At 68.4% G+C, this 22,886-nt stretch carries 23 protein-coding genes and 1 tRNA gene; 15 read left to right on the top strand and 9 right to left on the bottom strand.

Annotated features, from left to right (window positions below; translation table 11 throughout):
* The coding region (locus QZ189_RS04440) for a fatty acid desaturase (protein WP_296421083.1) at nucleotides 1–1,097 on the bottom strand (1,097 nt) is incomplete at its 3' end.
* Between the two features lie 81 nt (nucleotides 1,098–1,178).
* Here QZ189_RS04440 and QZ189_RS04435 point away from each other — a divergent pair.
* On the top strand, nucleotides 1,179–1,850 hold the full coding sequence (locus QZ189_RS04435) for a hypothetical protein (protein ID WP_296415339.1): 672 nt from the start codon (nucleotides 1,179–1,181) through the stop codon (nucleotides 1,848–1,850).
* Complete coding sequence (locus QZ189_RS04430) at nucleotides 1,850–2,416, top strand: PAP/fibrillin family protein (protein ID WP_296421081.1); 567 nt, start codon at nucleotides 1,850–1,852, stop codon at nucleotides 2,414–2,416. The genes QZ189_RS04435 and QZ189_RS04430 overlap by 1 nt, the downstream gene beginning before the upstream one ends.
* Before the next feature lie 526 nt (nucleotides 2,417–2,942).
* Here QZ189_RS04430 and QZ189_RS04425 read toward each other — a convergent pair.
* A tRNA-Lys gene (locus QZ189_RS04425) sits at nucleotides 2,943–3,014 on the bottom strand.
* Between the two features lie 130 nt (nucleotides 3,015–3,144).
* Between QZ189_RS04425 and QZ189_RS04420 the strand changes: the two genes are divergently transcribed.
* From QZ189_RS04420 to crtH, 4 genes are all read left to right on the top strand, one after another.
* Nucleotides 3,145–3,663 carry a gamma carbonic anhydrase family protein gene (locus tag QZ189_RS04420; protein ID WP_010317813.1) on the top strand — a complete coding sequence of 173 codons (519 nt, stop codon included), beginning with the start codon at nucleotides 3,145–3,147 and terminating at the stop codon, nucleotides 3,661–3,663.
* Nucleotides 3,664–3,749: 86 nt separating this feature from the next.
* Entirely contained in the window at nucleotides 3,750–3,872 is a 123-nt protein-coding gene (locus tag QZ189_RS04415) for a photosystem II protein Y (RefSeq protein WP_010317814.1), read from the top strand.
* Between the two features lie 58 nt (nucleotides 3,873–3,930).
* Nucleotides 3,931–5,301, top strand: a complete 1,371-nt coding sequence (gene trmFO, locus QZ189_RS04410) for an FADH(2)-oxidizing methylenetetrahydrofolate--tRNA-(uracil(54)-C(5))-methyltransferase TrmFO (RefSeq protein ID WP_296415343.1) — start codon at nucleotides 3,931–3,933, stop codon at nucleotides 5,299–5,301.
* A 29-nt stretch (nucleotides 5,302–5,330) separates the two neighbouring features.
* Nucleotides 5,331–6,872, top strand: coding sequence for a carotenoid isomerase (gene crtH / locus QZ189_RS04405; RefSeq protein WP_296421078.1), 1,542 nt, complete (start codon nucleotides 5,331–5,333; stop codon nucleotides 6,870–6,872).
* Here crtH and QZ189_RS04400 read toward each other — a convergent pair.
* On the bottom strand, nucleotides 6,869–8,251 hold the full coding sequence (locus QZ189_RS04400) for a glycoside hydrolase family 13 protein (RefSeq protein WP_296421075.1): 1,383 nt from the start codon (nucleotides 8,249–8,251) through the stop codon (nucleotides 6,869–6,871). The genes crtH and QZ189_RS04400 overlap by 4 nt on opposite strands.
* 31 nt (nucleotides 8,252–8,282) lie before the next feature.
* Here QZ189_RS04400 and QZ189_RS04395 point away from each other — a divergent pair, with 31 nt between their 5' ends.
* Nucleotides 8,283–8,552 (top strand): hypothetical protein, encoded by a 270-nt coding sequence (locus tag QZ189_RS04395; protein WP_296415351.1) that lies wholly within the window; start codon nucleotides 8,283–8,285, stop codon nucleotides 8,550–8,552.
* On the top strand, nucleotides 8,549–9,100 hold the full coding sequence (locus QZ189_RS04390) for a hypothetical protein (protein ID WP_247479017.1): 552 nt from the start codon (nucleotides 8,549–8,551) through the stop codon (nucleotides 9,098–9,100). Before QZ189_RS04395 ends, QZ189_RS04390 begins: the two co-directional genes overlap by 4 nt.
* On the opposite strand, the gene QZ189_RS04385 is transcribed toward QZ189_RS04390, so the two are convergent.
* Complete coding sequence (locus QZ189_RS04385; protein ID WP_156797984.1) at nucleotides 9,060–9,812, bottom strand: response regulator transcription factor; 753 nt, start codon at nucleotides 9,810–9,812, stop codon at nucleotides 9,060–9,062. The two genes, QZ189_RS04390 and QZ189_RS04385, sit on opposite strands and share 41 nt — an antisense overlap.
* Nucleotides 9,813–9,917: 105 nt before the next feature.
* On the opposite strand from QZ189_RS04385, the gene QZ189_RS04380 reads away from it, so the two are divergent.
* Complete coding sequence (locus tag QZ189_RS04380; protein ID WP_010317822.1) at nucleotides 9,918–10,184, top strand: DUF6761 family protein; 267 nt, start codon at nucleotides 9,918–9,920, stop codon at nucleotides 10,182–10,184.
* A 36-nt stretch (nucleotides 10,185–10,220) separates the two neighbouring features.
* On the opposite strand, the gene grxD is transcribed toward QZ189_RS04380, so the two are convergent.
* Genes grxD through QZ189_RS04360 form a run of 4 tightly spaced genes read right to left on the bottom strand, consistent with a single transcriptional unit; the run spans nucleotide 10,221 to nucleotide 12,115 of the window.
* Nucleotides 10,221–10,544 carry a Grx4 family monothiol glutaredoxin gene (grxD, locus tag QZ189_RS04375; RefSeq protein ID WP_010317823.1) on the bottom strand — a complete coding sequence of 108 codons (324 nt, stop codon included), beginning with the start codon at nucleotides 10,542–10,544 and terminating at the stop codon, nucleotides 10,221–10,223.
* 16 nt (nucleotides 10,545–10,560) lie between these two features.
* A complete protein-coding gene (locus tag QZ189_RS04370) occupies nucleotides 10,561–10,794 on the bottom strand; it encodes a BolA family transcriptional regulator (RefSeq protein ID WP_010317824.1) in 234 nt (77 codons plus the stop codon).
* A gap of 47 nt (nucleotides 10,795–10,841) precedes the next feature.
* Complete coding sequence (locus QZ189_RS04365) at nucleotides 10,842–11,393, bottom strand: hypothetical protein (protein ID WP_010317825.1); 552 nt, start codon at nucleotides 11,391–11,393, stop codon at nucleotides 10,842–10,844.
* 2 nt (nucleotides 11,394–11,395) lie between these two features.
* Nucleotides 11,396–12,115, bottom strand: coding sequence for a lysophospholipid acyltransferase family protein (locus QZ189_RS04360; protein ID WP_247479021.1), 720 nt, complete (start codon nucleotides 12,113–12,115; stop codon nucleotides 11,396–11,398).
* Nucleotides 12,116–12,247: 132 nt separating this feature from the next.
* On the opposite strand from QZ189_RS04360, the gene QZ189_RS04355 reads away from it, so the two are divergent.
* Nucleotides 12,248–12,997 carry a pyridoxine 5'-phosphate synthase gene (locus tag QZ189_RS04355; RefSeq protein WP_296415361.1) on the top strand — a complete coding sequence of 250 codons (750 nt, stop codon included), beginning with the start codon at nucleotides 12,248–12,250 and terminating at the stop codon, nucleotides 12,995–12,997.
* Entirely contained in the window at nucleotides 12,994–13,314 is a 321-nt protein-coding gene (locus QZ189_RS04350; protein ID WP_010317828.1) for an MgPME-cyclase complex family protein, read from the top strand. The genes QZ189_RS04355 and QZ189_RS04350 overlap by 4 nt, the downstream gene beginning before the upstream one ends.
* 2 nt (nucleotides 13,315–13,316) lie before the next feature.
* Here the strand turns inward: QZ189_RS04350 and QZ189_RS04345 are convergent, their stop codons facing one another.
* Nucleotides 13,317–13,676 carry a hypothetical protein gene (locus tag QZ189_RS04345; RefSeq protein ID WP_247479025.1) on the bottom strand — a complete coding sequence of 120 codons (360 nt, stop codon included), beginning with the start codon at nucleotides 13,674–13,676 and terminating at the stop codon, nucleotides 13,317–13,319.
* Nucleotides 13,677–13,780: 104 nt separating this feature from the next.
* On the opposite strand from QZ189_RS04345, the gene QZ189_RS04340 reads away from it, so the two are divergent.
* From QZ189_RS04340 to recD, 4 genes are read left to right on the top strand one after another with little or no spacing between them, the layout of a single operon-like run.
* Nucleotides 13,781–14,419, top strand: a complete 639-nt coding sequence (locus tag QZ189_RS04340) for a metallophosphoesterase (protein ID WP_296421072.1) — start codon at nucleotides 13,781–13,783, stop codon at nucleotides 14,417–14,419.
* A 3-nt stretch (nucleotides 14,420–14,422) separates the two neighbouring features.
* A complete protein-coding gene (locus tag QZ189_RS04335; protein WP_296421069.1) occupies nucleotides 14,423–17,674 on the top strand; it encodes an exodeoxyribonuclease V subunit gamma in 3,252 nt (1,083 codons plus the stop codon).
* Nucleotides 17,671–21,270 carry a UvrD-helicase domain-containing protein gene (locus tag QZ189_RS04330; protein WP_296421066.1) on the top strand — a complete coding sequence of 1,200 codons (3,600 nt, stop codon included), beginning with the start codon at nucleotides 17,671–17,673 and terminating at the stop codon, nucleotides 21,268–21,270. Before QZ189_RS04335 ends, QZ189_RS04330 begins: the two co-directional genes overlap by 4 nt.
* Nucleotides 21,267–22,886, top strand: coding sequence for an exodeoxyribonuclease V subunit alpha (gene recD / locus QZ189_RS04325; RefSeq protein ID WP_296419394.1), 1,620 nt, complete (start codon nucleotides 21,267–21,269; stop codon nucleotides 22,884–22,886). Before QZ189_RS04330 ends, recD begins: the two co-directional genes overlap by 4 nt.

Here is a 22,886-nt window from a genome sequence, read left to right as displayed (position 1 = left end):
CAGCGGGTCGCCACACGCCAGAGGGCTTTGTGGATGGGCGTGGGGTCAAAGCGCACCAGCTGGGGGTAGCGCTGGCGCAGCAGCGCCGTCCCGCGCCAGGCGTTGTAGTGGGGGATGGCCGAGTTCACGTGGTGGCAGACGTGGGTTGAGCCAATGCCGTGGTGCAGCAGGTTGATCAGCGGGCCGTAGGGCCGATCAACGGTCTGCAGCGCCCCCTTCACCCAGGTCCAGTGCTGGGAGTCGTAGTGGGGAATCTCCACATCGGTGTGCTGCAGCCAGGTGTAAATCACCAGCCAGCCATTCACCACCAGATAGGGGAGGCCGTAGACCGCCAGCACCCGCAGCGGCGAGAACTGAATCGCGGCCACGACAAGGGCCGCCAGCACCACCACTAGGCCAATGTTGGAGCGCAGCATCCAGCGGCGGAAGGCCGCAGGGAAGAGGGGCCGCTTCAGGGGAACGCCCTGCTCAGGCATCCGGAAATGGGAGACCGAACTGCCGTAGGCCTCACCGCCGGTGACACCAAACAGCAGATAGAGCGGCCAGCCGATGACGACGTGGTTGAACAAGGCCACCAAGCCCGCCATGGGGCGACCGAGCTTGCGGGCCAGTCCTTCGGTGAATAGCCCCATGGGCGAGCTCGCCCGCGGCGGCACATGGGTCTGGCCCCGCTCGAGCTCGTTGCAATAGGCGTGGTGCACCGCATGACTGCGGGCCCAGCAGTAGTAGGGGACCAGCAGCAGGCTGTGCAGCACAAAGCCCACCACACCCTCGACCCGTCGATTGGGGTGGAAGGCGTTGTGGCCGCATTCGTGGGCCAGGACCCAACAGCCCATGGCCACGGTGCCGGTCCCCAGCCCGTAGACGAGCCAGAGCGGCAGGGCCGCCCAGCTCAAAGGAATCAAGGTGCCCAGCCCGTAGGCCAACAGGGACAGGCCCAAGGAGAGGGCCAGGCTCCCCCAGGACTTCAGCGGGTCATGGCGCAGCAACTCCTCCGGCAGCGCGCCGAGCAGTTCGGCCTTGCTGGGGAAGTCCTGATCGGCGGGGCTGATCGAACGCCGGGAAGGGGAAGAAACGGCCGCGGTCAAACGGACCACCTGGTCAAAAGGAACACAACGGCCTTCGGATTTGCTTAAGAATCTATGGACCGACGGTTCGCCCTGGCCAGAATGCCCGCCATGGACCATCCCCTGGTGTTTGTGATCGCTCCGCAGACGGGGCTTCCGCAGGGAGAGACCAGCTGGGCAGAACTCGTTGCGCTCCAGCACCAGGGCCCCAGCAGGGGCTTCGCCCTTCGCCTGTTTGTGGCTGGCGAAACGCCAAGCGATGGCCTCGCCCAATTGCCCTGGGACGGCCAGTTGGATCCAGGCGGCAGTGGATCCCTGCGCAGGCTGATCTGTGATGCGGTGGTCCCCGGCTTTGCTCCCCAGGAGAACGCCATCGGCGTCTACGAGCGCAGCAGCGATCCAGACGTCCTGCGCTGCATCGATTGCTTTGCGCTTCAGGACGCCGTCAATGAGACCTGCTGGTTCTATCCCACCCATGACGGTCGTTTTCTGAGCTGGCAGCGGGATCTGGCCCTCCGCCTCGAGCCCGGTGTGGTGGCCGCCGAGGGGGCCAGCCAGGTCCCCGAGAGCTATGAGCGCAGCCACCTCGCCCTGCTCTGGAGCCTGCTGGCCGATGACGAGAGCCTGACCTGCGTCGGCCTGACCTACGGCGGCCAACGGATCGAGTGGGGCATCAGCCAAGGAACGCCCGCTTGCCAGACCACCTGGAGCGTCTTCACCGTGGACACCGAGGCCGAGGTGAGCCTGACCGTGAATGCGCGCGCCCAGGTGCTGGAGCCCTGATGGGCAAAACCAGCCCCCCGGAGCGAAGGGAACTGCTGGAGCTCCTGCGCCAGAACCCCAGGGGCAGCGCCAACCGGCAGCGCCAGCGGATCGAGCAGCTCATTGGCGTCCTCGAGGGCGCCCAGCCCGCGGACCTCTCGGACCCGAATACCCAGCCGCTGTTGGAGGGAGTCTGGGAGTTGCGCTGGAGCAGCAGCCAGCAGCCCTATCTGACGGTTGCCCCCTGGCTGGAGAACCTCCAGGGCCTGGCCCCCTCCCAAGGACGCGGCGTCAACCAGCTGCGCCTACCCGGGCCCCTGGGCGCCATCACCGTGGAAGCCCAGTTGACCCTGGACCCCGATCGCGCCCAGCGGGTCCAGGTGCGCTTTCGCCGCGGTGGCTGGGTTGGACCCAACCTGGGGGGGAAGCGTCTCCAGTGGCTCCAGGACGTTCAGCAGTCCTTCCCGGCCTGGCTGGACATCACCGTTGTCGATCGCGAGCTCAGGATCTGCCGCGGCAATGCCGGCACCCTCTTTGCCCTGCTGCGGCGGCCGGAGTTGAGCGTCGATCAATTGCTCAAGCCCTAAACCAAAAACCCCCGTGCCAAGCGGCCGGGGGTGATGGAATGCGCAGTTGGTTGAAGCGGCTGGTTTGGCGCCTGGGGCCGAACATTCCAGGTGTGGGGCTTTGTGCTCCTGGGGCACCTCAGGCGGTGCAGATGGAGTGTCGACGGCTCAGACGTCCCTAATCAGTGTCCGATCCGACGACCTGCCTCACGAATGGGTGAAGACTGTTGGAGCAGGGGCCAGAAGTCAGCGTGCTTCTGCTGCTAGCGAGGTGGCGTGTCGTCCATTGAGGACGCCTCCTGGGTTCGATGGACACAGCATCGCCGCGCCGGCGGGGCCAGGCAATCAGCCATTACACGCATTGCTCTAGCCCCAGAGATCGATCAGCTTGGTTGGTTTGGGGCCTTGCCATTGGCACCAACCCTGTCCCTGCTGGCTGGCTTTTGCCTGCTGGGCTTTGCCCTGCTTCAACTGGTCTTCCGTTGGATGAGCTGAGCGCAGACAAAACGAAGGCTCGACTGCCGAAGCAACCGAGCCTTCAAAAAAATGGGTCGTCTCAGATTCGAACTGAGGACCAATCGGTTAAAAGCCGAGTGCTCTACCGCTGAGCTAACGACCCGCCCGAACGCAGGTTAGACACCGTTGTTGGGGGGCGCCCAAAACTGGGCACCGAGTGAACGTATCACCCAGAGGTGCCCGCCTTCAAACCCCCCGAGAATGCGGGCCTACCCCTCGTTTGCAGCACGCCCATGGCCAGCGCTCCGTGGCCCACGCCATCGGTCCATCCCGACGCCTGGGTGGCGGACAGCGCCGTGCTGATTGGCGACGTCCAGCTGGCCGCGGGCGCCAGCCTCTGGCCCACCGCCGTCGCCCGGGCTGATGTCTGCCCGATCGTCATCGGCGAGGGCAGCAACGTCCAGGACGGCGCCGTGCTCCACGGCGATCCGGGCCAGCCGGTGCTGATCGGTGCGGACGTCACCATCGGCCACCGCGCTGTGGTCCACGGCGCCACCCTCGAAGACGGCTGCCTGATCGGCATCGGCGCGATCGTCCTCAATGGGGTCACCGTCGGTGCGGGGGCCTTGGTGGCCGCCGGATCCGTGGTGACCAAGGACGTGCCACCCCGGGCCCTGGTCATGGGCGCCCCAGCCCAGGTCAAACGGGAGCTCTCTGAGGAGAAGGCTGCCGAGCAGCGGGAGCACGCCCGGCGCTACCGCCAGCTGGCCATGGCCCACGCGGGGCGATCCACGGACCTGGGCTTCCACTGAGGAGGCCAATTGCTGCGAATTCGATCAGCTCCCGGAGTTCAAGGAACAGAAGTTCGTAAGATCTCGGCACTCCTTTTCCCCCAGTCATGGACGCACGGCTCCTGCTTGTTGTGACCCCGATCCTTCTGGCCGCCGGCTGGGCTGTGTTCAACATCGGCCGCGCCGCCGTGGGCCAACTGCAGATGATGCTCAAGCGCGCCCAAGGCTGAGGCCAAGCGCCCACCCACCGGCTCCTAGCCTGATCAATTCAGGCGGAGCCGGTTTCGCGTGTCTCAATCCAGCTCCCAATCCGTCCTGGTGATCGGAGCAGGCCTGGCCGGAACCGAGGCCGCCTGGCAGATCGCCCGAGCTGGGATCCCGGTGCGGCTCGTGGAGATGCGGCCGGTGCGCCGCTCCCCCGCCCACCACAGCAGCGAGTTCGCCGAGCTGGTCTGCAGCAACAGCTTCGGAGCCCTCAGCAGTGATCGGGCCGCGGGCCTGCTGCAGGAGGAGCTACGCCGCCTTGGCTCCCTGGTGATCGGCACCGCGGACCAGCATTCCGTCCCCGCCGGTGGTGCCCTGGCGGTGGACCGCGGCCGCTACAGCGCCGCCCTGACGGAAACCCTCGAGCAGCACCCCCTGGTGACGGTGGTGCGCGATGAGCAACTGGCCCTGCCCGGCCCTGAGCAGATCACGGTGCTGGCCACCGGCCCCCTGACCAGCGAACCCCTGGCCGAGGACCTGCGCGCCTTCACCGGCCGGGGGGACTGTCACTTCTTTGACGCCGCCAGTCCGATCGTTGAGGGCGAGAGCATCGACCTCTCGATCGCCTTCCGCGCCTCCCGCTACGACAAGGGCGACGCCGACTACATCAACTGTCCGATGGACAAAGAGCAGTTCCTCGCCTTCCGCGAGGCCCTGCTGGCGGCCGAGCAGGCCGAGCTCAAGGACTTCGAAAAAGAGAACGCCACCTTCTTCGAGGGTTGCCTCCCGATTGAGGAACTCGCCCGCCGCGGCGAGGACACGATGCGCTACGGGCCCCTCAAGCCCATCGGTCTCTGGGATCCCCGCTGGGGCGATGTCAACGACCGGGACGTGCGCCGGGCCAAGCGCGCCTACGCCGTGGTGCAACTGCGCCAGGAGGACAAGGACGGCCGCCTCTGGAACCTGGTGGGCTTCCAGACCAACCTCAAGTGGGGCGAGCAGAAGCGGGTGCTGCGGATGATCCCGGGCCTGGAGAACGCCGAGTTCGTGCGCTTCGGGGTGATGCACCGCAACACCTTCCTGGAGGCGCCCCAGCTGCTGGATCCCACCCTGCAGTTCCGCAGCCGCCCGACCCTGCTGGCCGCCGGCCAGATCACCGGCACCGAGGGCTACGCCGCGGCCGTCGCCGGCGGCTGGCTGGCCGGCACCAACGCCGCCCGCCTGGCCCAAGGTCTGGAGCCGATCAACCTGCCGGCCACCACCATGAGCGGCGCCCTGACCCACTTCATCGCCGAGGCCCCCAGCGAGAAGTTCCAGCCCATGCCCCCCAACTTCGGCCTACTGCCCGAACTCCCCGAACGCATCCGCGACAAGCGCCGCCGCTACGGCGCCTACCGCGACCGGGCCCTGGAGGATCTGGCGCCCTTCTGCGAGAAGGCCCTAGTCGCCGCCTAGGGTTCCAAGCTGCTTCCGCCAGTCCCGCCGTGACCAAGCCCTCCTGGGACGTGATCGTGATCGGCTCGGGCATCGGCGGCCTGGTGACCGCCTCCCAGCTGGCGGCCAAGGGCGCCAAGACCCTGGTGCTGGAGCGCTATTTGATCCCCGGGGGATCGGGAGGCAGCTTCCGCCGCGAGGGCTACACCTTTGATGTGGGCGCCTCGATGATCTTTGGCTTCGGCGAGAAGGGCCACACGAATCTGCTGACCCGGGCCCTGGGCGATGTGGGCCAGCACTGCGAGACGGTGCCCGATCCAGCCCAGCTCGAATACCACCTGCCGGGCGGCCTGAACGTGGCGGTGGACCGGGACTACGAGGCCTTCATCGCCCGCCTCTCGGGGCTGTTCCCCCACGAGGCCAAGGGCATCCGCGCCTTCTATGACACCTGCTGGCAGGTGTTCAACTGCCTCGATGCGATGCCGCTGCTCTCGCTCGAGGACCCGGCCTACCTGGCCAAGGTCTTCTTCAAGGCGCCCCTGGCCTGCCTGGGGCTGGCCCGCTGGCTGCCCTTCAACGTCGGCGATGTGGCCCGCCAGCACATCAAGGACGAGCAGCTGCTGAAGCTGATCGACATGGAGTGCTTCTGCTGGAGCGTGATGCCGGCCGACCTCACGCCGATGATCAACGCCGGCATGGTCTTCTCCGATCGCCATGCCGGCGGCATCAACTACCCCAAGGGAGGCGTTGGGGTGATCGCCGAGAAACTGGTGGCCGGCCTCGAGAGCCATGGCGGCGCGATTCGCTACAAGGCCCGCGTCACCGAGGTGCTGATCGAGAACGGCCAGGCCGTGGGCGTGAAGCTGGCCGATGGCGAGACGATCCAGGCCCGCCGCGTGGTGAGCAATGCCACCCGCTGGGACACCTTTGCCGGCGAGGGCTCGGTGCGCCAACCCCTGGTGGATGCCGCCCACACCCCCAAGGCCGAGCGCACCTGGCGCCGCCGCTACAAACCCTCCCCCTCCTTCCTCTCCCTGCATCTGGGGGTCGACGCCTCGCTCATTCCCGAGGGCTTCCACTGCCACCACCTGCTGCTGGAGGACTGGGCGGCGATGGAGGACGAGCAGGGGGTGATCTTCGTCTCGATCCCGACCCTGCTGGATCCCTCCCTGGCCCCCGAGGGCCGGCACATCGTCCACACCTTCACCCCAAGCGACATCCAGGCCTGGAAGGACCTGAGTCCAAGCGCCTACAAGGCCAAGAAGGCCGCCGATGCCGCCCGCCTGGTGCAACGACTGGAAGCAATCCTGCCGGGTCTGGCCGGCGCGATCCGCCACCAGGAGATCGGCACGCCCCGCACCCACCGCCGCTTCCTCGGGCGCATGGGCGGCAGCTATGGCCCGATCCCGGCCCTGCGCCTGCCGGGCCTGCTGCCGATGCCCTTCAACCGCACGGGGCTGCAGAACCTCTATTGCGTCGGCGACTCCTGCTTCCCCGGCCAGGGCCTGAACGCCGTGGCCTTCAGCGGCTTCGCCTGCGCCCACCGCATCGGCGCGGACCTGGGCCTGAACCCCTGGGCCCTGCCGGACTAGGCCAAGAGCCGCCAGTCCTGGGGGGCCAGCTGGCCGCCATCGGGCAGCGCCAGCGCTGAATCCCGGCTGCGGTTGAGCACCAGCCGCCGCCGCTCGGCCCCGCTGCCGCGGATCAGCAGCAGCCCATCCTCGCCAAGGAGCTCCAGCTCCAGTTCAGCCGAGCGCAGGGCGGAGTGCTCCCGGCGCATCTGGGCCAGAGCAGCGATGCAGTCGCCCAAGACCAGGGGCGCCCCCCAGGGGAAGGCCTCACGGCAGGCCGGCTCCTCACCGCCCGCGAGGCCAGCCTCGGTGCCGTAATAGAGCGAGGGCACCCCAGGCAGGGCAAAGAGCAGCACCAGGGCCAACTTCAGGGCTGCCAGGTCCCCCTGGAGCATGTGCAGCGCCCGCGGCACGTCATGGCTGTCGAGCAGGTTGAGCTGAGCGCAGTTCACCTCGGGCCGGTACCAACCCAGGGTCTCGAGCAGCAGCGCGCGATAGCGCTCGCCGCTGAGGCATTGGTAGGGAATCGCCTCGCGGTGATGCCCATCGGCCAGGGCCCCGGCAGCGACCCAACCGAGGGTGCCCCAGGCGAGGCGGTAGTTCATCACCCCATCGAAGTGCTGGCCGCCGAGCCACTGACGCGCCTCACCCCAGATCTCGCCGACGATCCAGGCCTCGGGGTTGGCCGCGCGCACCTCCCGCCGAAACTCCAGCCAGAAGCTCGGCTCCACCTCATCGGGAACGTCCAGGCGCCAGCCGTCGATCCCGCGCTCGATCCAGTGGCGACCAACCGCCAGCAGGTGCTCACGCACCTGGGGATTGGCGTGGTTGAACTTGGGCAGGGCCGGATCAGACCACCAGGCGTGGTAGCCGCAGGACTCCCCCGCGGCGGGATAGGGCCTCAGGGGCCAGTGCTCGCTGATGAACCAGTCGCGGTAGGGCGAGGCCGGCCCGTTCTCCAGCAGGTGATGGAAAGCCCAGAAACCCCGGCCGCAGTGGTTGAAGACCCCATCGAGCAGCAGGCGCATACCCCGGCGCTTGAGTTCGGCCAGCAGCGCCGCAAAGGCCGGCTCACCGCCCAGCAGTGGATCGACCTGGAAATAGTCGTAGGCGTGATAGCGGTGATTGGCCGCCGAGCTGAAGATCGGGTTGAGATAGAGGCAGCTGACCCCCAGACCCTGGAGATGGTCCAGGCGATCGAGCACACCCCAGAGGTCACCCCCTTGAAAGGCATGGGGATCGGGCGCGGAGCCCCAGGGCGCCAGCAGCAGGCCGCTCTGCTGGGGCGAGCGCCCACTGCGGCAGAAACGATCCGGAAAGATCTGGTAGACGACGGCCTCCGCGGCCCAGGCCGGCGGCAGGCAGAAACCCGAACTCGCAGAAGCCGAGACCATCTCCATAGGGTGGCCCCTCTTGACGCAAGCTGCCGAGATGCCGACTTCCGAGGAGCTGGCCCGCTACCTCGAGCAGCGGGGCGAACTCTCCAAACCCTGGATGCTGCAGCTGCTGCGGCTGACCAAGCTGAAGGAGGCCAAGGACACGATGAACCCCGAGGAGTACGAGCAGAAACTCCACGAGGCCCACGCCGATCTGATGCGCCTGGGTGAGTTCTGGAAGGGACGCGAGCAGGAGGTCTTCGGCGGGCGCTACCAACCCTCGAGCGTGATCGAACCGCTCCCCGGCTCCCCCGAGGACCGATGAGCGACCAGCGCTACCCGATGGCGCCGCTGATTCGCTTCACGCTGGTCAGCCTCTATCTGGCCCTGGTCTTCCCCCTGCCCTGGATGGCCCCGGCCAACCTCCAGCCCTGGCTGATCGCGGCCCTGCCCCTGGGGCTGCTGCTGGTCTGGGCCCTGGTGAGCGAGGAGGTCAGCCTGGGCGAGGGCGGCCTGCAGGTGGGCTACCCGCGCTGGTGCTCCTGGCTGCTGCGCCGCGGTTGGTCCCTGACCTGGGAGCAGGTCAAGGGCCTGACGCCTGTGGCCACCAGCCAGGGGGGCCGCGTCTTCTACGTCAGAACGGAGGACGGCTCGGCCTATCTGCTCCCCCAACGGGTGCAAGCCTTCGAGGAGTTCCTGGGCCGCTTCAGCGAGCGGACGGGCCTGGACACCAGCTCCATCGGCCGGATCAGCCCCCCTTGGACCTATCAGCTCCTGGCGGGGCTCTGCCTGGCGATGCTGGTGTTTGAGGCGATGGTGGGCTGGGCCCTGCTCAGCGGGCGATGGGTGCTCCCGTCAGCGGCGCTGAGCTGAGGCCATCGGAGGGAATGGTGTCCAGGCTGAAGCGGTAGCCCTGCTGGCGCACGGTCTCGATGCCGCCGCCCTCGCCCAGGCCGGCCTGCTCCAACTTGCGCCGCAGGGTGAGCACCTGGGTGTCGACCGAACGGGGGCCACCACTGAAGGGGGGCCAGGCCATGCGCAGCAGTTCGCTGCGGCTGCGGATGATGCCCGGGGGCATCAGCAGGGCGCAGAGCAGGGCGAATTCCCGGGGGCTGAGCTCAACGGGCTGATCCCGCAGGGTCACCTGGCGCAGCAGGACATGCACCTCGAGCGGACCGACGCAGACCCGCTCCTGCAGACCCGTGCCACTGCGGCGCAGCAGCAACCGGCAGCGGGCGGCCAGTTCCTCCAGGCCAAAGGGCTTGCGCAGGACGTCATCGGCGCCGGCATCGAGCAGGGAGACCACCGGTTCTGAGCCGGAGCGGGCCGTGAGCACCATCACCGGACAGCGCAGCTGACCGGCCAGCTTCAGGGCTGAGGTTTCCTCCAGCAGTTCGGCGGCAACAAGCAGGTCGGGGGTGAGGTCCTCACAGAGGGCAATGGCCTCTGAGGCGGTGGAGACAGCGGCGGTGAGGTGACCGTCCTGCCGCAGACGCTGGGCCAGAACGGTGCGCAGGGTGGGGTGAGGATCCACCACCAGAACCCGTTTCAGATTCGATTCAGGACTTGGAGGTGTGGAGGACACGCCCTTCTCCTTGATTCTCTCTACGCTATCGGTAATTTCAGAGGCACATCGGTATCAAGCACTGCTTGATATCTGGCCACCGGGTCGAGGCCCTCTTCCCGAACCATGAACGGACTGCAGCACCCAGAAGCCATTCGCCATTTCCAGTCCCTCTGCGATGCCTGCCAGTCCCTGGCGGATCGCTACCACGGGCCCTCGGAACTGCGGCTGTACGCCGATGGCTACCTGCACGCCCTGCGGCGCTCGGCCCTGCTGGACCCCCTGGCCCAGCGCCGCCTCGAGGAGGTTGTGGACCGCTGGATCATGGATCCCTCCAGCTTCATCGGCCCCAACGGCGACATGAGCACCCTCTACGAGACCGGCCGCAACTAGGCACAAAAAAAGGGGCCCTCAGGCCCCTTGGAGATCTCAGCTGGCGAGGGCAATCGCGAGCTTTTCCTTGAGTTCCCCGGAGTTGTACATCTCGATCAGGATGTCGGAGCCGCCGATGAACTCCCCGTTGACATAGACCTGGGGGATCGTGGGCCACTCGGAGTACTCCTTGATGCCCTGACGGATCTCCATGTCGGAGAGCACGTCAAAGGTCTCGAAGGGAACGGCCATGGCGTTGAGGATCTGCACCACGTTGTTGCTGAAGCCGCACTGGGGCATCAACTTGCTGCCCTTCATGAAGACGAAGATCGGGCTGCTGCCCACCAACTGATCGAGGCGCTGCTTGAGGGCGGAATCCATGGGACGAATCGTGAAATCAGGAGGGGGTTGAGGTCTGCAGGGCGAGGGCGTGGATCGCCTCGCTGGCCAGCTCCGAGCGCAGGGCGCCGTAGACCAGCTGGTGCTGCTTGATCCGGCTGAGTCCCTCAAACGCCGAGGAGACCACCTTCACCTGCAGGTGGTCTCCGCCGCCGGTGAGATCTTCCACCTCAACGCAGGCATCGGGAAGGGCGACGCCAATGGCGGCCTTCACCTGGTCGGGATGAACCATGACCTCAGATCAGTGAGCTTGGGACTGTAAGAAGACGGACTGCGGAATCAGTTGCCCGCGGCCGAACCACCGGCGAAGGGGGTGGTGACGAAGCCCAGCTCCAGCAGGCTCTGATAAGCCTTCTGGCCCATGGGGTTGGCCGGGGTGGTGATCTGAACCACTTCCACCAACAGGGGAACGGCAGCGGCGGGCTGATTCATCCGGCGCAGCAGCGCCGCCAGCCGCAGGTCGATCTTGGCCTGCAGCTCCAGGGCCTCCCGGCCTTTGGCATCCATCTCCCGGGGGATCCGGGCATCGAGGCCGCGGAAGGAACCGCTGAGGCTGCGATAGAAGCGGGTCAGGTTCTGGGCGCCTTCACGGGCCGAGTCGTAGTCGGCTTTGGCCTGCTCCAGATTGCCGGCGGCCGCAGCGGCATCACCGGCCGCCACCTTGGCCTCAATGGCGCTGAGGTTCAGACCCGAGCTGGGGGAAGCCAGGACCTTTTGGGCGTCCTGAGCCAGGGCGGATTGCGAGACCAGACCAGGGACAACCGCCGCCAGGGCGGAGAGGCTGAAGGCGGCGAGTTGCCGGCGCACAGGAGCACTTGCGAATTGGGGCAACTCTACGGGCGTTGCAAGGGGCGCCCAACCGCCTGGCGCGCCAGCGCCTCAGCAGCCTGAAGCTTCTCCGTCAGATCCAGCGTCAGGGCCTTGATCTGCTCCCGTTCCCCGCCGGCCAGACGCAGGGGTTGACCGAAGCAGAGGGCGGCCTGATCGCCAAAGCGGGGCTTGGCATGGCCATAGGCAATCCCGACGGGCACCACCTGAACCGCCACCCCCTGGCCTTCCGCCAGGGCCGTCAGCCGCGCCAGCCCAGGCATCAGCCGCATGGCTGGATCGTCCTGGTTGATCTTCCCCTCCGGGAACATCACCAATTGATTGCCGCTCTCCAGCAGATCGACGGCAAAGCGCAGGGAGGCGGCGGCCGGCTTGCGCGGATTCACCGGGAAGCAGCCCAGGCGATGCAGGAACCAGCCCTGCAGACCGGTCATCTCATCGCTGGTGACCATGAAGCGGCAGTCCCGTCCGCTCACCCGGCGCCCGGCCGCATAGGGGAGCATCAGCGCATCCCAGCGGGAGCGGTGGGTCGGCGCCAGCAGCACCGGCCCCTCATGGGGCAAGTTCTCGCGGCCAAGGACCCTCAGGCCACCACCAAAAAATCCCTTCAGGGCAACGTCCTGGGTGAGCACCATGGCCACCGGCGCCAGCCAGGGGTTGATGCCGTTGCAGAGACTCTTTTCCCGTTCCGTCAGGGCCACCGATGCCGTGCCTGCCGCCGCCATCGGACTGAACACCCTGACCTGAAGTCCCGGCAACCTAAGGGCGATCCCCTGCCGAAAGCCCCTCAAGCAGGCAGTTGATCGAGCGGGCCTGGCGGCGCCATCCATAGGATCCGCCTAGAAGCAGCGATTGCCATGGCGAGCCTTGGCGTCAACATCGATCACATCGCCAATGTGCGCCAGGCCCGCCGCACGGTTGAGCCCGACCCGGTGAGCTACGCCCTGCTGGCTGAGCTCGGCGGCGCCGATGGCATCACCGTGCACCTGCGGGAGGACCGGCGCCACATCCAGGACCGCGATGTGGAGTTGTTGCGTCAGGTGGTGCGCAGCCGCCTGAACCTGGAGATGGCCGCGACCGCCGAGATGGAGGCCATCGCCCTGCGGATCAAGCCCGACATGGTCACCCTCGTGCCGGAGAAGCGCGAGGAGGTCACCACAGAAGGGGGGCTGGATGTGGCCTCGCAGCTCAGCACGATCAAAGGAATCTCGGGCCGTCTCCAGGACGCCGGCATCGGCGTCAGCCTGTTTGTCGACGCCGAGGCCGCCCAGCTGGAGGCCTGCCAGGCCAGCGGCGCCCGCTGGGTGGAACTGCACACCGGCACCTATGCCGAGGCGAACTGGCAGCAGCAGGCCAAGGAACTGGCGCGCATCACCGAGGGCACCTTCATTGCCCGCAGCCTGGGCCTGCGGGTCAACGCTGGCCATGGCCTGACCTACCAAAACGTGGAGCCGATCGCCGCCATCGAGGGGATGGAGGAGCTCAACATCGGTCACACCATCGTCGCCCGGGCCCTCGCGGTGGGCCTGGAGGAGGCCGTGCGGCAGATGAAGGCTTTGGTCCAGAATCCCCGCCGGGAACCCCTCTTCGGCAGCACCAGTTCATGACCCAGTACCACTTCGTGGCCGCCAGTGAGGCCTTCCTCACCGTGGAGGAGCCCCTCGATGAGGTGCTGCGCGAGCGTGTCCGTAATTACGGCGAGCAGGGCAAAGCCATCGACTTCTGGCTGGTGAAGCGCCCCGCCTTCCTCCAGGCCCCCGAGCTCAAGGCCATTGCCGAGCAGGTCCCCCAGCCCGCCGCCGCGGTGGTCTCCACCGATCCGAAGTTCATCGACTTCATGAAGCTGCGTCTGGAGTTCGTGGCCAAGGGCAGCTTTGAGGCGCCCTCCAGCTCCATCCCCGACGCCCTGGCCAGCGCCGCCTGAGCTCAGAAGAGACCGAGGAACTTCTTGCGGGGCTCATCCCCATCGGATCGGCCCTGCGCTCCGTCCTGCTGGTAGCGGGGCTTGGCATCACCAATGGTGAGCACCGCTTCTTTGTTCTTCCACCAGATCCAGTCGCGGATCGGCGGGGTGCGGGTGAGTTCCGCCTGGGTCAGCCCCAGACCCAACTTGGAGGAGGCGTTGAGGAGCACCTCCACCATCTCGTCGCCGTTGGCGCACTTGGCTAGGGCCTCATTGGTGCGCTTCGCCCCATCGAGGGCTTTCACCAGAATCTCCACCCGCCGACCCACCGAGAGGCTGCGCGGATCAACCGGCTTGGGGCTCTCCGGGGTCTGGCTGTCCATCCAGAGGGGCGTGGTTAAGGGGACGTTATCCCGTTTTCAACCTCTGCGAGGGGATGCGCAAAAGGGGCTGACAGATCGTCAAGGCTCCAGCCAAAGTGGGAGATATGACGACCGTCAGTCGCAAAGCCCGCCACTGGGTCATCGGTGATGTGCATGGCTGCTCGGGGTCCCTCGAGAGCCTGCTCGTCGAATTGCCTGCTGGTGACCGTCTGATTTTTTGCGGCGACGCCATCAACCGCGGCCCCGACACCCCCGCGACGATGGAGCGCATCTGGGGCCTGGTGGAGAGCGGCCGCGCCATCTGGCTGCGGGGCAACCACGAGCAGGATCTGATCGAGGCCCTGCGCAGCGATGAAGGGGCCAACAAACAGGCCGGCGCCGAGACACGCCGTCAACTCGGCAGCGACGGTTGCGCCCTTTGGCTCAAACGCCTGGAGCAGCTGCCCCTGGCCTACTGGGGCGAAGGTTGGGTGGCCACCCATGCCGGCTTCAACCCCAGCACCTGGCAACCGGACCTACGGGTGCGCATGGGGTTTTGGGAGCAGTACGACGGACGCTTTGGCGATGTGGTGATCGGCCACACCCCCGGCCCGAACGTCCGCCGCCTGCCCAACATCGTCATGGTCGACACCGGCGCCTGCTACGGCGGCGACCTCAGCGCCTACTGCCCCGAGAGCCGCGAGGTGGTGTCAGTTCCGGGTCTTGCCCATAGCCTGCAGTCGCCCAGCCTGAGCCCCGTCTGAGCCTTGCTCACGGTCTACCGCAGCAATCGCGCTGAGCTGCTGGCTCGCGTCCTGGCCACCAACCTGCAATTGCATCCGCCGGGGCTGCTCGAGGAGGCCCAGGTGGTGGTGAACACCTGGCCCACCAGCCGCTGGCTGGGGGAGCAACTGGCCCTGGCCAACCCCGCCGGCATCGCGGCGAACCTGCGCTTTCCCTTCCCCAGCAGCCTGCTGCGGCAGTTGGTCAACCAATGGCTGGAGGACGCCCCACCGCAGAGCGGCCCCGATCCCTGGCGCGCCCAGAACCTGGTCTGGCCGTTGCTGGAGTTGCTGCCGGAGCTGTTGCAAAGCCCAACGGCTCAGCCCCTGCGCCAATGGCTGGCCGTTCGCTCCTCCGGACTGGACCGACTCGATCAGGCCCTCTGGCAATTGGCGCGAGCGATTGCCGATGCCATCGACGACTACGGCCTCTATCGCCCGGCGATGCTCGAGGCCTGGCTGAGCGAGCAACCCCAGACGCTGCCGGAGGGGTTGCAGTGGCAGCCGGAGTTGCTGCGCCGTTTGGTCGAACGCCTGGGCTGCCTGCCCTTTGGCGTGCGGGCACGGCAGCTGATTCGCCGGCTCGAGGCCGGCTGGAGACCGGAGCTGACCAGCGCGCAACCGCTGCGGCTCTTCGGCTTAAGCAGCCTGGCCCCGGTGCAGGTGGAACTGCTGCAGGCCCTCTCGGCGGTGCGCCAGGTGGAGCTCTACATGCTCACCCCCTGCCGCGATCTCTGGCAGCGCAGCGGCCCGGCGGCCCTCAGTGATCCCCTGGCGGCGGACTGGTTGCTGAGCGTGCCGAGCCTGGAGGCCCGCTTTGGCCGGCTTGGGGCGGAATTTCAGCAGTTGCTCGAGGGAACCGGCGAGAGCCAACTGGGCCAATGGCAGGAGGGGGATCTGTTCTTTGCCCCCGCCACCGTCGCCCGACACGAGCAGCGGGAACCGTCCCTACTGGAGCAACTGCAGGAGCAGCTGGTCTGCGGCGAACCGGAGGCCGATCAACCCCTGCATCGGGACCCGCAGGATCGCTCCCTGGAATTCCACGCCTGCCCGGGCCGGCTGCGCCAACTCCAGGTGGTGCGCGATCAGATCCTGCAGCTGCTGGCGGCGGACCCCAGCCTCGAGCCGCGGGACATCCTGGTGATGACGCCCCAGGTGGAGGCCTTCGCCCCGCTGGTGCCCGCGGTCTTCGGTGATGCCGAGGCCACCGGGGTGCGCCTGCCTTGGCGTCTGACGGACCGCAGCCAACAGAGCGAGGCGGGGATTGCCCAAGGACTGCTCACCCTGCTGCAACTCGGCGGCGAACGCCTGACGGCCAGCGCCCTGGAGAACGTGCTCTGCTGCGGGCCCCTGCTGGCGGCCCAACAGCTCGAAGCCGGCGACGCCGGCGAGCTCACGGCCCTGCTGCAGCGGGCGGGGTTCCGCTGGGGACTGGATGGGCGAGACCGGGGCGGGGACCCCAGCCACAGCCTGGGTTGGGCGATCGATCGACTCGTGCTGGGCCTGGTGCTCCCGGATCTCCCGGGCCTCGCCCTCGGGGACACCGCGCCGATGGCCCTGGGCGGCAGCCTCGAGCAGCAGGGCCGCTGGATTGGCCTGTTGCGGCAACTGCTCAGCAGCCTGCGCTGGTTCGCCCAGGCGCGGCGGGTGCCGGAGTGGGTGGAGGGCCTGCGGGAGCAGCTGCCCCTGCTCTTTGGCGATGGGGGGAGCTGGGCTTGGGAGCTGCAGACGATCCATGCGGCCCTGGCGGATTGGCAGGCGGTGGCCGGCGAGAGCCCCCTGGAGCTCGCCGCTCCGGTGGTGGCCGATGTCCTGGCGGAGCGCCTGAGCGAGGGCAGCGGCCGCTTTGGGCACCGCTCTGGGGCCCTGACCATCAGCGCCCTGGAGCCGATGCGCGCGATTCCGCACCGGGTGGTGGTGCTGATGGGGCTGGATGCCGGGGCCTTCCCCCGCCAGCGCCAACGGCCCGGCTTCCATCTGATGGAGCACCGCCGCGAGCTGGGCGATCCCAACAGCGGCGACCAGGACCGCTACGTCCTGCTGGAGGCCCTGCTCTCAGCGCGCCAGCACCTGCTGCTCAGTTGGAGCTGCCGCGATGAGCGCACCGGAGAAACCCTGGAAGCCTCGACACCGGTGCGGCAGTGGTTGGAGTTGCTGGGCCAACAGCTCGGCAGCAGCGCCGTTCCCCTGCGGGAGCACGCCGCCAATGCCCTGGAACGCAGCAACTTCCTCGCCATGGCTCCCTGGCCGGCGGCGAGTTGCGACCAACGCCTCCTGCAGGTGCGCCAACAGCTCGAGCAGGGCGAGCTCCACTGCCAGCAGGGGCTGGCCTTCAGCACCCCGCCGCCGGCGCCGCCGCTTCCCCAGACCACTCCGGCCGAGGCCTGGAGCGATCTACAGCGCTGGATCCAGGCCCCCCAGGGCCTCTGGCTGGAGCAACTGGGCATTCGCCCGAAGGAATTCGATCAGCCGGTGCTCGATCTCGAAGCCCTGCAACTGGGGGAGCGGGAGCGCGCCAGCCTGCTGCGCCGCGAATGGGACGAGGAGCCCGGGGCTGCGAGCCCCGATTGGCGCGAACGGGAACGGGGCCGGGGCCTGCTGCCCCCCCTGGCCGCCGGAGCCCTGGAGGTGGAGCAGTTGGAGCAGCGCTGGCAGAGCCTGAGCAGCTGTCTGGATCTGCTGGGGGAACCGGAGCAGCAGCCTGCGCAGTGGCAGGGCTATGCCGCGGAGTTGAGCAGCCGCGGCGGCCAGCTGGTGCTGGTTCACACCGCCAAACCCCGCACCCCCCAACGCCTGCAGCTCTGGCTGGAGTGCCTGCTGGCGGCGGCCGCCGGCCTGAACCTGCGGGGAGGGTCCCTGGTGGGCCGCGACCGCCATCGTTTCCGTGTCCTGGAGCGCGTTGAGGCCCCCGCCCCCGAGCAGGCCAGCGCCCTGCTGGAGCAACTGCAGAGCTGGCGCGAGGCGCACCGTCAGAACTGCTGGGCGCTGCCGCCGGAAACCGGCTGGGCCTACGCCAGCGCCGAGAGCAGCAAACCCGGCCAGGGGCGCGGTTGGGCCAAAGCCAAGGAGATCTGGGAAGGGGGCTATCAACTGCGGGCCGAGCGGGACGATCCGGTGCAGCGGGTCTGCTTTGGCTCGGACCTGCCCCTGGGGGACCTGCTCACAGCGGAGCTGCAGACCCTGGCCCTGACGCTGCATGGGCCGCTGCTGGAGCGCCGCCAGGAGGTCAAGCCATGACCCTGGCCGCCTTTGACGCCAACGGCTTCAGCCTGGCGCCGGGGATCCGGCTGCTGGAGGCCAGCGCCGGCACCGGCAAAACCTTTGCCCTGGCTCACCTGGTACTGCGGCTGCTCAGCGAGGGACGGCGCCCCCTCGAAGTGGAGGAGTTGCTGGTGGTGACCTTCACCGATGCCGCCGCCGCCGAACTGCGGGACCGCATTGCCCGCCGCCTGCAGGAGGCCCTGGTCCTGCTCGATCACGCCAACCCCGAGGCCGACGAACCGCTGCAGCAGTGGCGCTCAGCCCTACAGGCCGATCAGGTCATGGCGATCAAGGGCCGCTTGCTCTTGGCCCTGGAGCGGCTGGATCGCGCCGACATCACCACCATCCACGGCTTCTGCCGCCGCACCCTGCAGCGCCACGCCCTCGAGGCCGGCCTCGGCCCGGATGTTGCCCTGGAGAGCCAGGGGCGCGAGCGGAGACAAGAGCTGGTCCATGACTACTGGCAGCAGCAGGTGCTTCCCCTGCCGCCCCATCTGCTGGCGGGCCTGCAGAGCCAACAGGTCAACCCTGAGCAGCTGGTGAACCTGCTGGGCAGCCTCGATGGCGACCCGGCCCTCCAGCTCGCCCCCCTGCCCGAGGGCTGGAGCACGGACCTGACCCTGGCGGAGCAACTCGCTCCCCATTGGAGCAGCGTTTGGCAGCAGTTCCAGGCGGAGTGGGAGGCCCGCAGCGAGGACCTCGAGGAGGAGTTCGCCGCGGCCGCCGTGGAACTCAAGAGCCTGGGGGTCAAGTACGCCCCCTACCGGCTCAAGGCCAAACCCGACCGCCTGAACCGCGTTCAGACCTGGCTCTCCCAACTGGAGGCACCCGCCGGCTACGACGCCCTGCTTCAGCAGGAGGAGCTCAAGAAGTACTTCCACCCCGGCCCCTTCACCAAGGCGGCGGCCCCGGCCCACGGCGATCAGGTCTCCTTGCCCCAGGCCCCCCTGCTCCAGGCCATCGCCGCGGTGGTGGAGGGGCCCGCCGAGCTGGCCCTGCTGCACTTCTGCCACTGGGGGCGCGCGGAGCTGCAACGCCGCCGGGAGCGCAGCGGTGAGATCAGCTTCGGCCAACTGCTCGAGCAACTCGATCCGGGCCCGGAGCCCCGCGAGCCCTCGCCCCTGCTGCAGGCGGTCTCCCGCCGCTACCGGGCCGCCCTGATCGATGAGTTTCAAGACACCGACCCGATCCAGTGGCGGATCCTCAAGCGGGCCTTTGCCCAGGAGCCCAGCCGGCACCTGCTGGTGATGGTGGGCGATCCCAAGCAGGCGATCTACCGCTTCCGCGGCGGGGAGCTGCAGACCTACCGCCAGGCGGCCGCCGAGGCCGATGGCCGCTTTGGCCTGTTCGAGAACCGCCGCTCGAGCGCAGCACTGGTGGCGGGCCTGAACGCCCTGATGCAACCCGGGTTGATCCAGAGCGCACTGGAGGTGCCCCAGGTGCTGGCCAAGGCCAACAAGGGACAGCTGGAGTGCCCCGGCAACCCAGCGCCGCTGCAGCTGCTGGAGCTGGATCCAAGCCAGGGGCTCGAGGCCCAGGTGGCCGGCCTCTGCCAGGACCTGCTGAGCCAAGGGCTCCTGCTCAACGGCCGGCCGATCGACCCGGGCGACCTCTGTCTGCTGGTCAGCCGCCACGAGCAGGCTGAGGCCCTGCGGGCCGCCCTGGAGCGCCGGCAGATCCCAAGCCGTCTGGTCAGCCGCGGCGATGTCTTTGAAAGCCTCGGGGCCAGTGCGCTGCAGCGTTTCCTGGATGCCCTGGCCCAACCCGGCCAACTGGGGCGCTTGAAATTACTGGCGGCCTCGGCCCTGCTGGGCTGGTCCGCCGCCGAGATCGAGGCCAGCAGCTCCGCCCAGTGGGACCAGCTCGCGGCCGAATTGAGCACCCTGGCGGAACGTCTACCCAAACTCGGCTTAACCGCGGCCTTGGCTCACCTGCAGGGGACCGAGGGCCTGGCACGGCTCTCCCTGCGGGGCCGGGCCCTGGCGGATGTGCAGCAGGCCGCCGAGCTGGTGCAGGAGCAGATGCACCGCCAGGGCCTGGGGGCCCAGGCGGCCGCGGACTGGCTCAGGCGGCTGCGCCTCGAGGAAAACCGGGACACCCCCGAGGCCCATCTCTGCCGCAGCGATGCCGCCGAAGCCGCCATCGCCGTGGTGACCGTGCACCGCAGCAAGGGATTGGAGTACCCCCTGGTGATCTGCCCCTACCTCTGGAAGGGCAGCAGCAAAGCCAGCAAGCGCCTGGGCCGGCGCTGGAGCTCCGGCGGGCAACCCCAACTGGACCTGCACCTCAATCCCCACTGGGGCGTGGGCCGGCTCGCCGCCCAACAGGACCAGCAGGCGCAAATCGCTGAGGCGGAACGGCTGGCCTACGTCGCCTGCACCCGCGCCCAACACCTGCTGGTACTGGGCTGGCCCGGAGCGGATCAGGCCGACCCCGGCAACCCCCTGGGCAGCTGGTTAGACGAGCGCGAGACGGAGCTACCGCTGGAGCGGATCCAGGCGTCTGCAGAGATCCACCAGCCCTGGCGGCCGGAGCCCGCCGAGGGAGTGCTGAGCCTGGGCCCCCGTCCCAAGCGCTCCCTCGACAGCAGTTGGGGCAGGGCCAGCTACTCCGCCTGGGCCCACTCCCAGGTGAGCCTGCCGCCGGAGCAGCAGGAGGAGGGCCGTGACACCGATGCCTTGGGCGATGGCTTTGCGCAAGCCCTGCTGGAGGAGGGCAACGCAGCCCAGCCGACGACGTCCTGGCCCGAGCTGGGCCCCCTCGCCCATTTCCCCCGGGGTTCGGGCCCTGGCGATGCCCTGCACCGCATCCTCGAGCGCCTCGACTACGGCGCCGTGGCCCGCGGGGAACGGCAGGAGGCCGATGCGGTGATCGAGCAGGAACTGCAGCGGGCCGGCCTGGGGGGCCCGTCGTGCGAAGGCCTCTTCGAAGGGCTGCAGCAACTGATGCTCACTCCCCTGGGCGGCCCCCTGGGCGCCTGCCGGCTGGGGGACCTGAAGGCCGGGTCTTGGCTCAATGAGATGAACTTCGATCTCCCCTTGGCGACCGGAGAAGGGGAGGTCCGTCTGGTGCGCAGCAGCGGCCTGGCCCAGGCCTTCGCCAGTCACCCCGGCGGCCGCTTTGGAGGGAGCTATGCCAAAACGCTGCAGACCCTGGAGGTGGCCAGCCGAGGCTTCCTGACCGGCTCGATCGACCTGCTCTTCTGCTGGGAGGGCCGCTGGTGGGTGACGGACTGGAAGAGCAATTGGCTCGGTCAGCGCGATCGTCTCGGCAGCGTCACCCATTGCGGCCCCAACGACTACCTCGAGCCGGCGATGGAGACCCTGATGGCGAGCAGCCACTACCCGCTGCAGGCCCACCTGTACCTGGTGGCCTTGCACCGCTACCTGCTCTGGCGGCTGCCGAACTACGACCCCGCCCAACACCTGGGGGGCTACGCCTACGTCTTCCTGCGGGGGGTGCCCGGCCCCACCCCCGATCCCACGGCCCCGACGCCAGGGGTGCTGGTGGATCAACCCAGCCTCGATCGGGTCCTCGCCCTTGATGCCCTGCTGCGGGAGGGCCAACCATGAGCACCCTGAGCGCCGCAGTGCTCGACAGCCTCCAGCGGCTGCTGCCGCCCCAGCGCGGCAGTGCCCTGCTGCAGCCCATGGTGCAGGCCTTAATCGAGGCGCTCGAACAAGGCGAGCTGGGGCTTGATCTACGGGGCCCGCAGCCCGATGGAGTCCCCCCTGAGGACTGGCCCGCTGCTGCGGTCTCGGCCCTGGAGGAGGCCGGCTGGCTCGCGGGCCCGGAAGCACCGATCGTTCAAGACGGACTGGTGCTGCGCTGGAGACGCTGGCATGAGCAACTCCAGCAGTGCCTCAGCGCCCTGGAGCAGCGCGCCCAACGCCGGCGCCCCCTGCAGGAAAGCGAGCGGAAAGCGGCCCTGGCCGCGGCGGCGCAAGCGGGCCTGGACCCCCGCCAATGCCAAGCCGTCTCAGCGGCCCTGGGCCAGGACCTGGTGCTGCTCACCGGCGGCCCGGGCACCGGCAAGACCTCGACTGTCGTGCAGATGTTGGCCGCCTGCCTGCACCAGACACCATCGCTGCGGATTCACCTGGCGGCACCAACGGGGAAAGCTGCAGCCCGCCTGGCGAGCTCCGTCAGTCACGGCAGCCAGGGTCTCGATCCAACGCTTCAGAGCCTCCCCAGCAGCACCCTGCACCGGCTGCTGGAGGCCCAGGGGGAGCTGCGCTTTGGCCGCAATCGCCGCCATCCCCTGGAGCTGGATCTGCTGGTGGTCGATGAACTGTCGATGGTGGATTTGCCGCTGATGGCGGCTCTGCTGGAGGCCTTGCCGGCGGAGGCGCGACTGCTGCTCGTCGGCGACGCCAACCAACTGCCGCCCGTTGGAACCGGAGCTGTACTGGAAGAGCTCTGCCGGCCGGAGCGACTCAGCCTGCTGGGGGCAGCCGCCGTCGAATTGCGCACCACCTACCGCAACGACGGCGCGATCGCCGAGCTGGCCGAGCAACTCCGGCAACAGCCGAATGCAGTGCAGGGGGACCTGCTCGCCGCCCTGCAACCCAGCCTCCAGGCCCTGACCGCCAGCGACAACGTGAGCTGGCTCGAGGCCTCCAGCCGCAGCCTGCCAACACCCCTGCTGGAGGCGCTGCAACAGCACGCCGCGGCCCTGCGTCAACGCTGCCAAGCCCTGGAGTGGCAAGGGGGAAGACCCAGCAGCGAACAAAGCGACGCCCTGCTGGCCCAACTGGAGGAACTGGTGGTGCTCAGTCCCCTCCGCCTCGGGCCCTGGGGGGTGGAGGCAGTACACCGCGCCCTGCTGGGCGACCTCGCCAAAAGCGGTCCCCTGCACTGGCCCCCTGGCACCCCAGTCCTCAATCGCCTCAACCGCGCCGACCAAGGCCTTGCCAATGGCGACATCGGTGTCGTCGTTCAACACCACTCGGAGCGCCGGGTCTTGATGCCGGGCCAGCGGCTCCTGCACCCGGCGCAGCTCAGTGGAGCGGAGCCGGCCTTTGCGCTGACGGTGCATAAGTCCCAGGGCAGCCAATACAGAACCGTGCTGTTCCTGCTGCCGGCGAACCGGGCTCTGGATCCGCGCCTGATCTACACCGGCCTGACCCGCGCGCAACGGCAGGCCACCTTGATCACACCGGTGGGCGCAGCCAAGAAACCGACCTAG

The sequence above is a fragment of the Vulcanococcus sp. CPBay_Sum15L08_68 genome (assembly GCF_017855895.1).
Lineage (GTDB): Bacteria > Cyanobacteriota > Cyanobacteriia > PCC-6307 > Cyanobiaceae > Vulcanococcus.
The sequence above is the reverse complement of the archived record's forward strand: the minus strand, read 5'-3'. Positions and strand labels throughout refer to the sequence as shown.

Excerpts from the sequence above, each read along its gene's own strand:
- QZ189_RS04400 (WP_296421075.1), bottom strand. The coding sequence starts at position 8,251 with ATGGAGATGGTCTCGGCTTCTGCGAGTTCGGGTTTCTGCCTGCCGCCG.
- QZ189_RS04350 (WP_010317828.1), top strand. The coding sequence starts at position 12,994 with ATGACCCAGTACCACTTCGTGGCCGCCAGTGAGGCCTTCCTCACCGTG.
- QZ189_RS04395 (WP_296415351.1), top strand. The coding sequence starts at position 8,283 with ATGCCGACTTCCGAGGAGCTGGCCCGCTACCTCGAGCAGCGGGGCGAA.
- QZ189_RS04370 (WP_010317824.1), bottom strand. The coding sequence starts at position 10,794 with ATGGTTCATCCCGACCAGGTGAAGGCCGCCATTGGCGTCGCCCTTCCC.
- QZ189_RS04380 (WP_010317822.1), top strand. The coding sequence starts at position 9,918 with ATGAACGGACTGCAGCACCCAGAAGCCATTCGCCATTTCCAGTCCCTC.
- recD (WP_296419394.1), top strand. The coding sequence starts at position 21,267 with ATGAGCACCCTGAGCGCCGCAGTGCTCGACAGCCTCCAGCGGCTGCTG.
- QZ189_RS04390 (WP_247479017.1), top strand. The coding sequence starts at position 8,549 with ATGAGCGACCAGCGCTACCCGATGGCGCCGCTGATTCGCTTCACGCTG.
- QZ189_RS04435 (WP_296415339.1), top strand. The coding sequence starts at position 1,179 with ATGGACCATCCCCTGGTGTTTGTGATCGCTCCGCAGACGGGGCTTCCG.
- QZ189_RS04415 (WP_010317814.1), top strand. The coding sequence starts at position 3,750 with ATGGACGCACGGCTCCTGCTTGTTGTGACCCCGATCCTTCTGGCCGCC.
- QZ189_RS04345 (WP_247479025.1), bottom strand. The coding sequence starts at position 13,676 with ATGGACAGCCAGACCCCGGAGAGCCCCAAGCCGGTTGATCCGCGCAGC.
- QZ189_RS04420 (WP_010317813.1), top strand. The coding sequence starts at position 3,145 with ATGGCCAGCGCTCCGTGGCCCACGCCATCGGTCCATCCCGACGCCTGG.
- QZ189_RS04355 (WP_296415361.1), top strand. The coding sequence starts at position 12,248 with ATGGCGAGCCTTGGCGTCAACATCGATCACATCGCCAATGTGCGCCAG.
- grxD (WP_010317823.1), bottom strand. The coding sequence starts at position 10,544 with ATGGATTCCGCCCTCAAGCAGCGCCTCGATCAGTTGGTGGGCAGCAGC.
- QZ189_RS04330 (WP_296421066.1), top strand. The coding sequence starts at position 17,671 with ATGACCCTGGCCGCCTTTGACGCCAACGGCTTCAGCCTGGCGCCGGGG.
- QZ189_RS04340 (WP_296421072.1), top strand. The coding sequence starts at position 13,781 with ATGACGACCGTCAGTCGCAAAGCCCGCCACTGGGTCATCGGTGATGTG.
- QZ189_RS04360 (WP_247479021.1), bottom strand. The coding sequence starts at position 12,115 with ATGGCGGCGGCAGGCACGGCATCGGTGGCCCTGACGGAACGGGAAAAG.
- QZ189_RS04430 (WP_296421081.1), top strand. The coding sequence starts at position 1,850 with ATGGGCAAAACCAGCCCCCCGGAGCGAAGGGAACTGCTGGAGCTCCTG.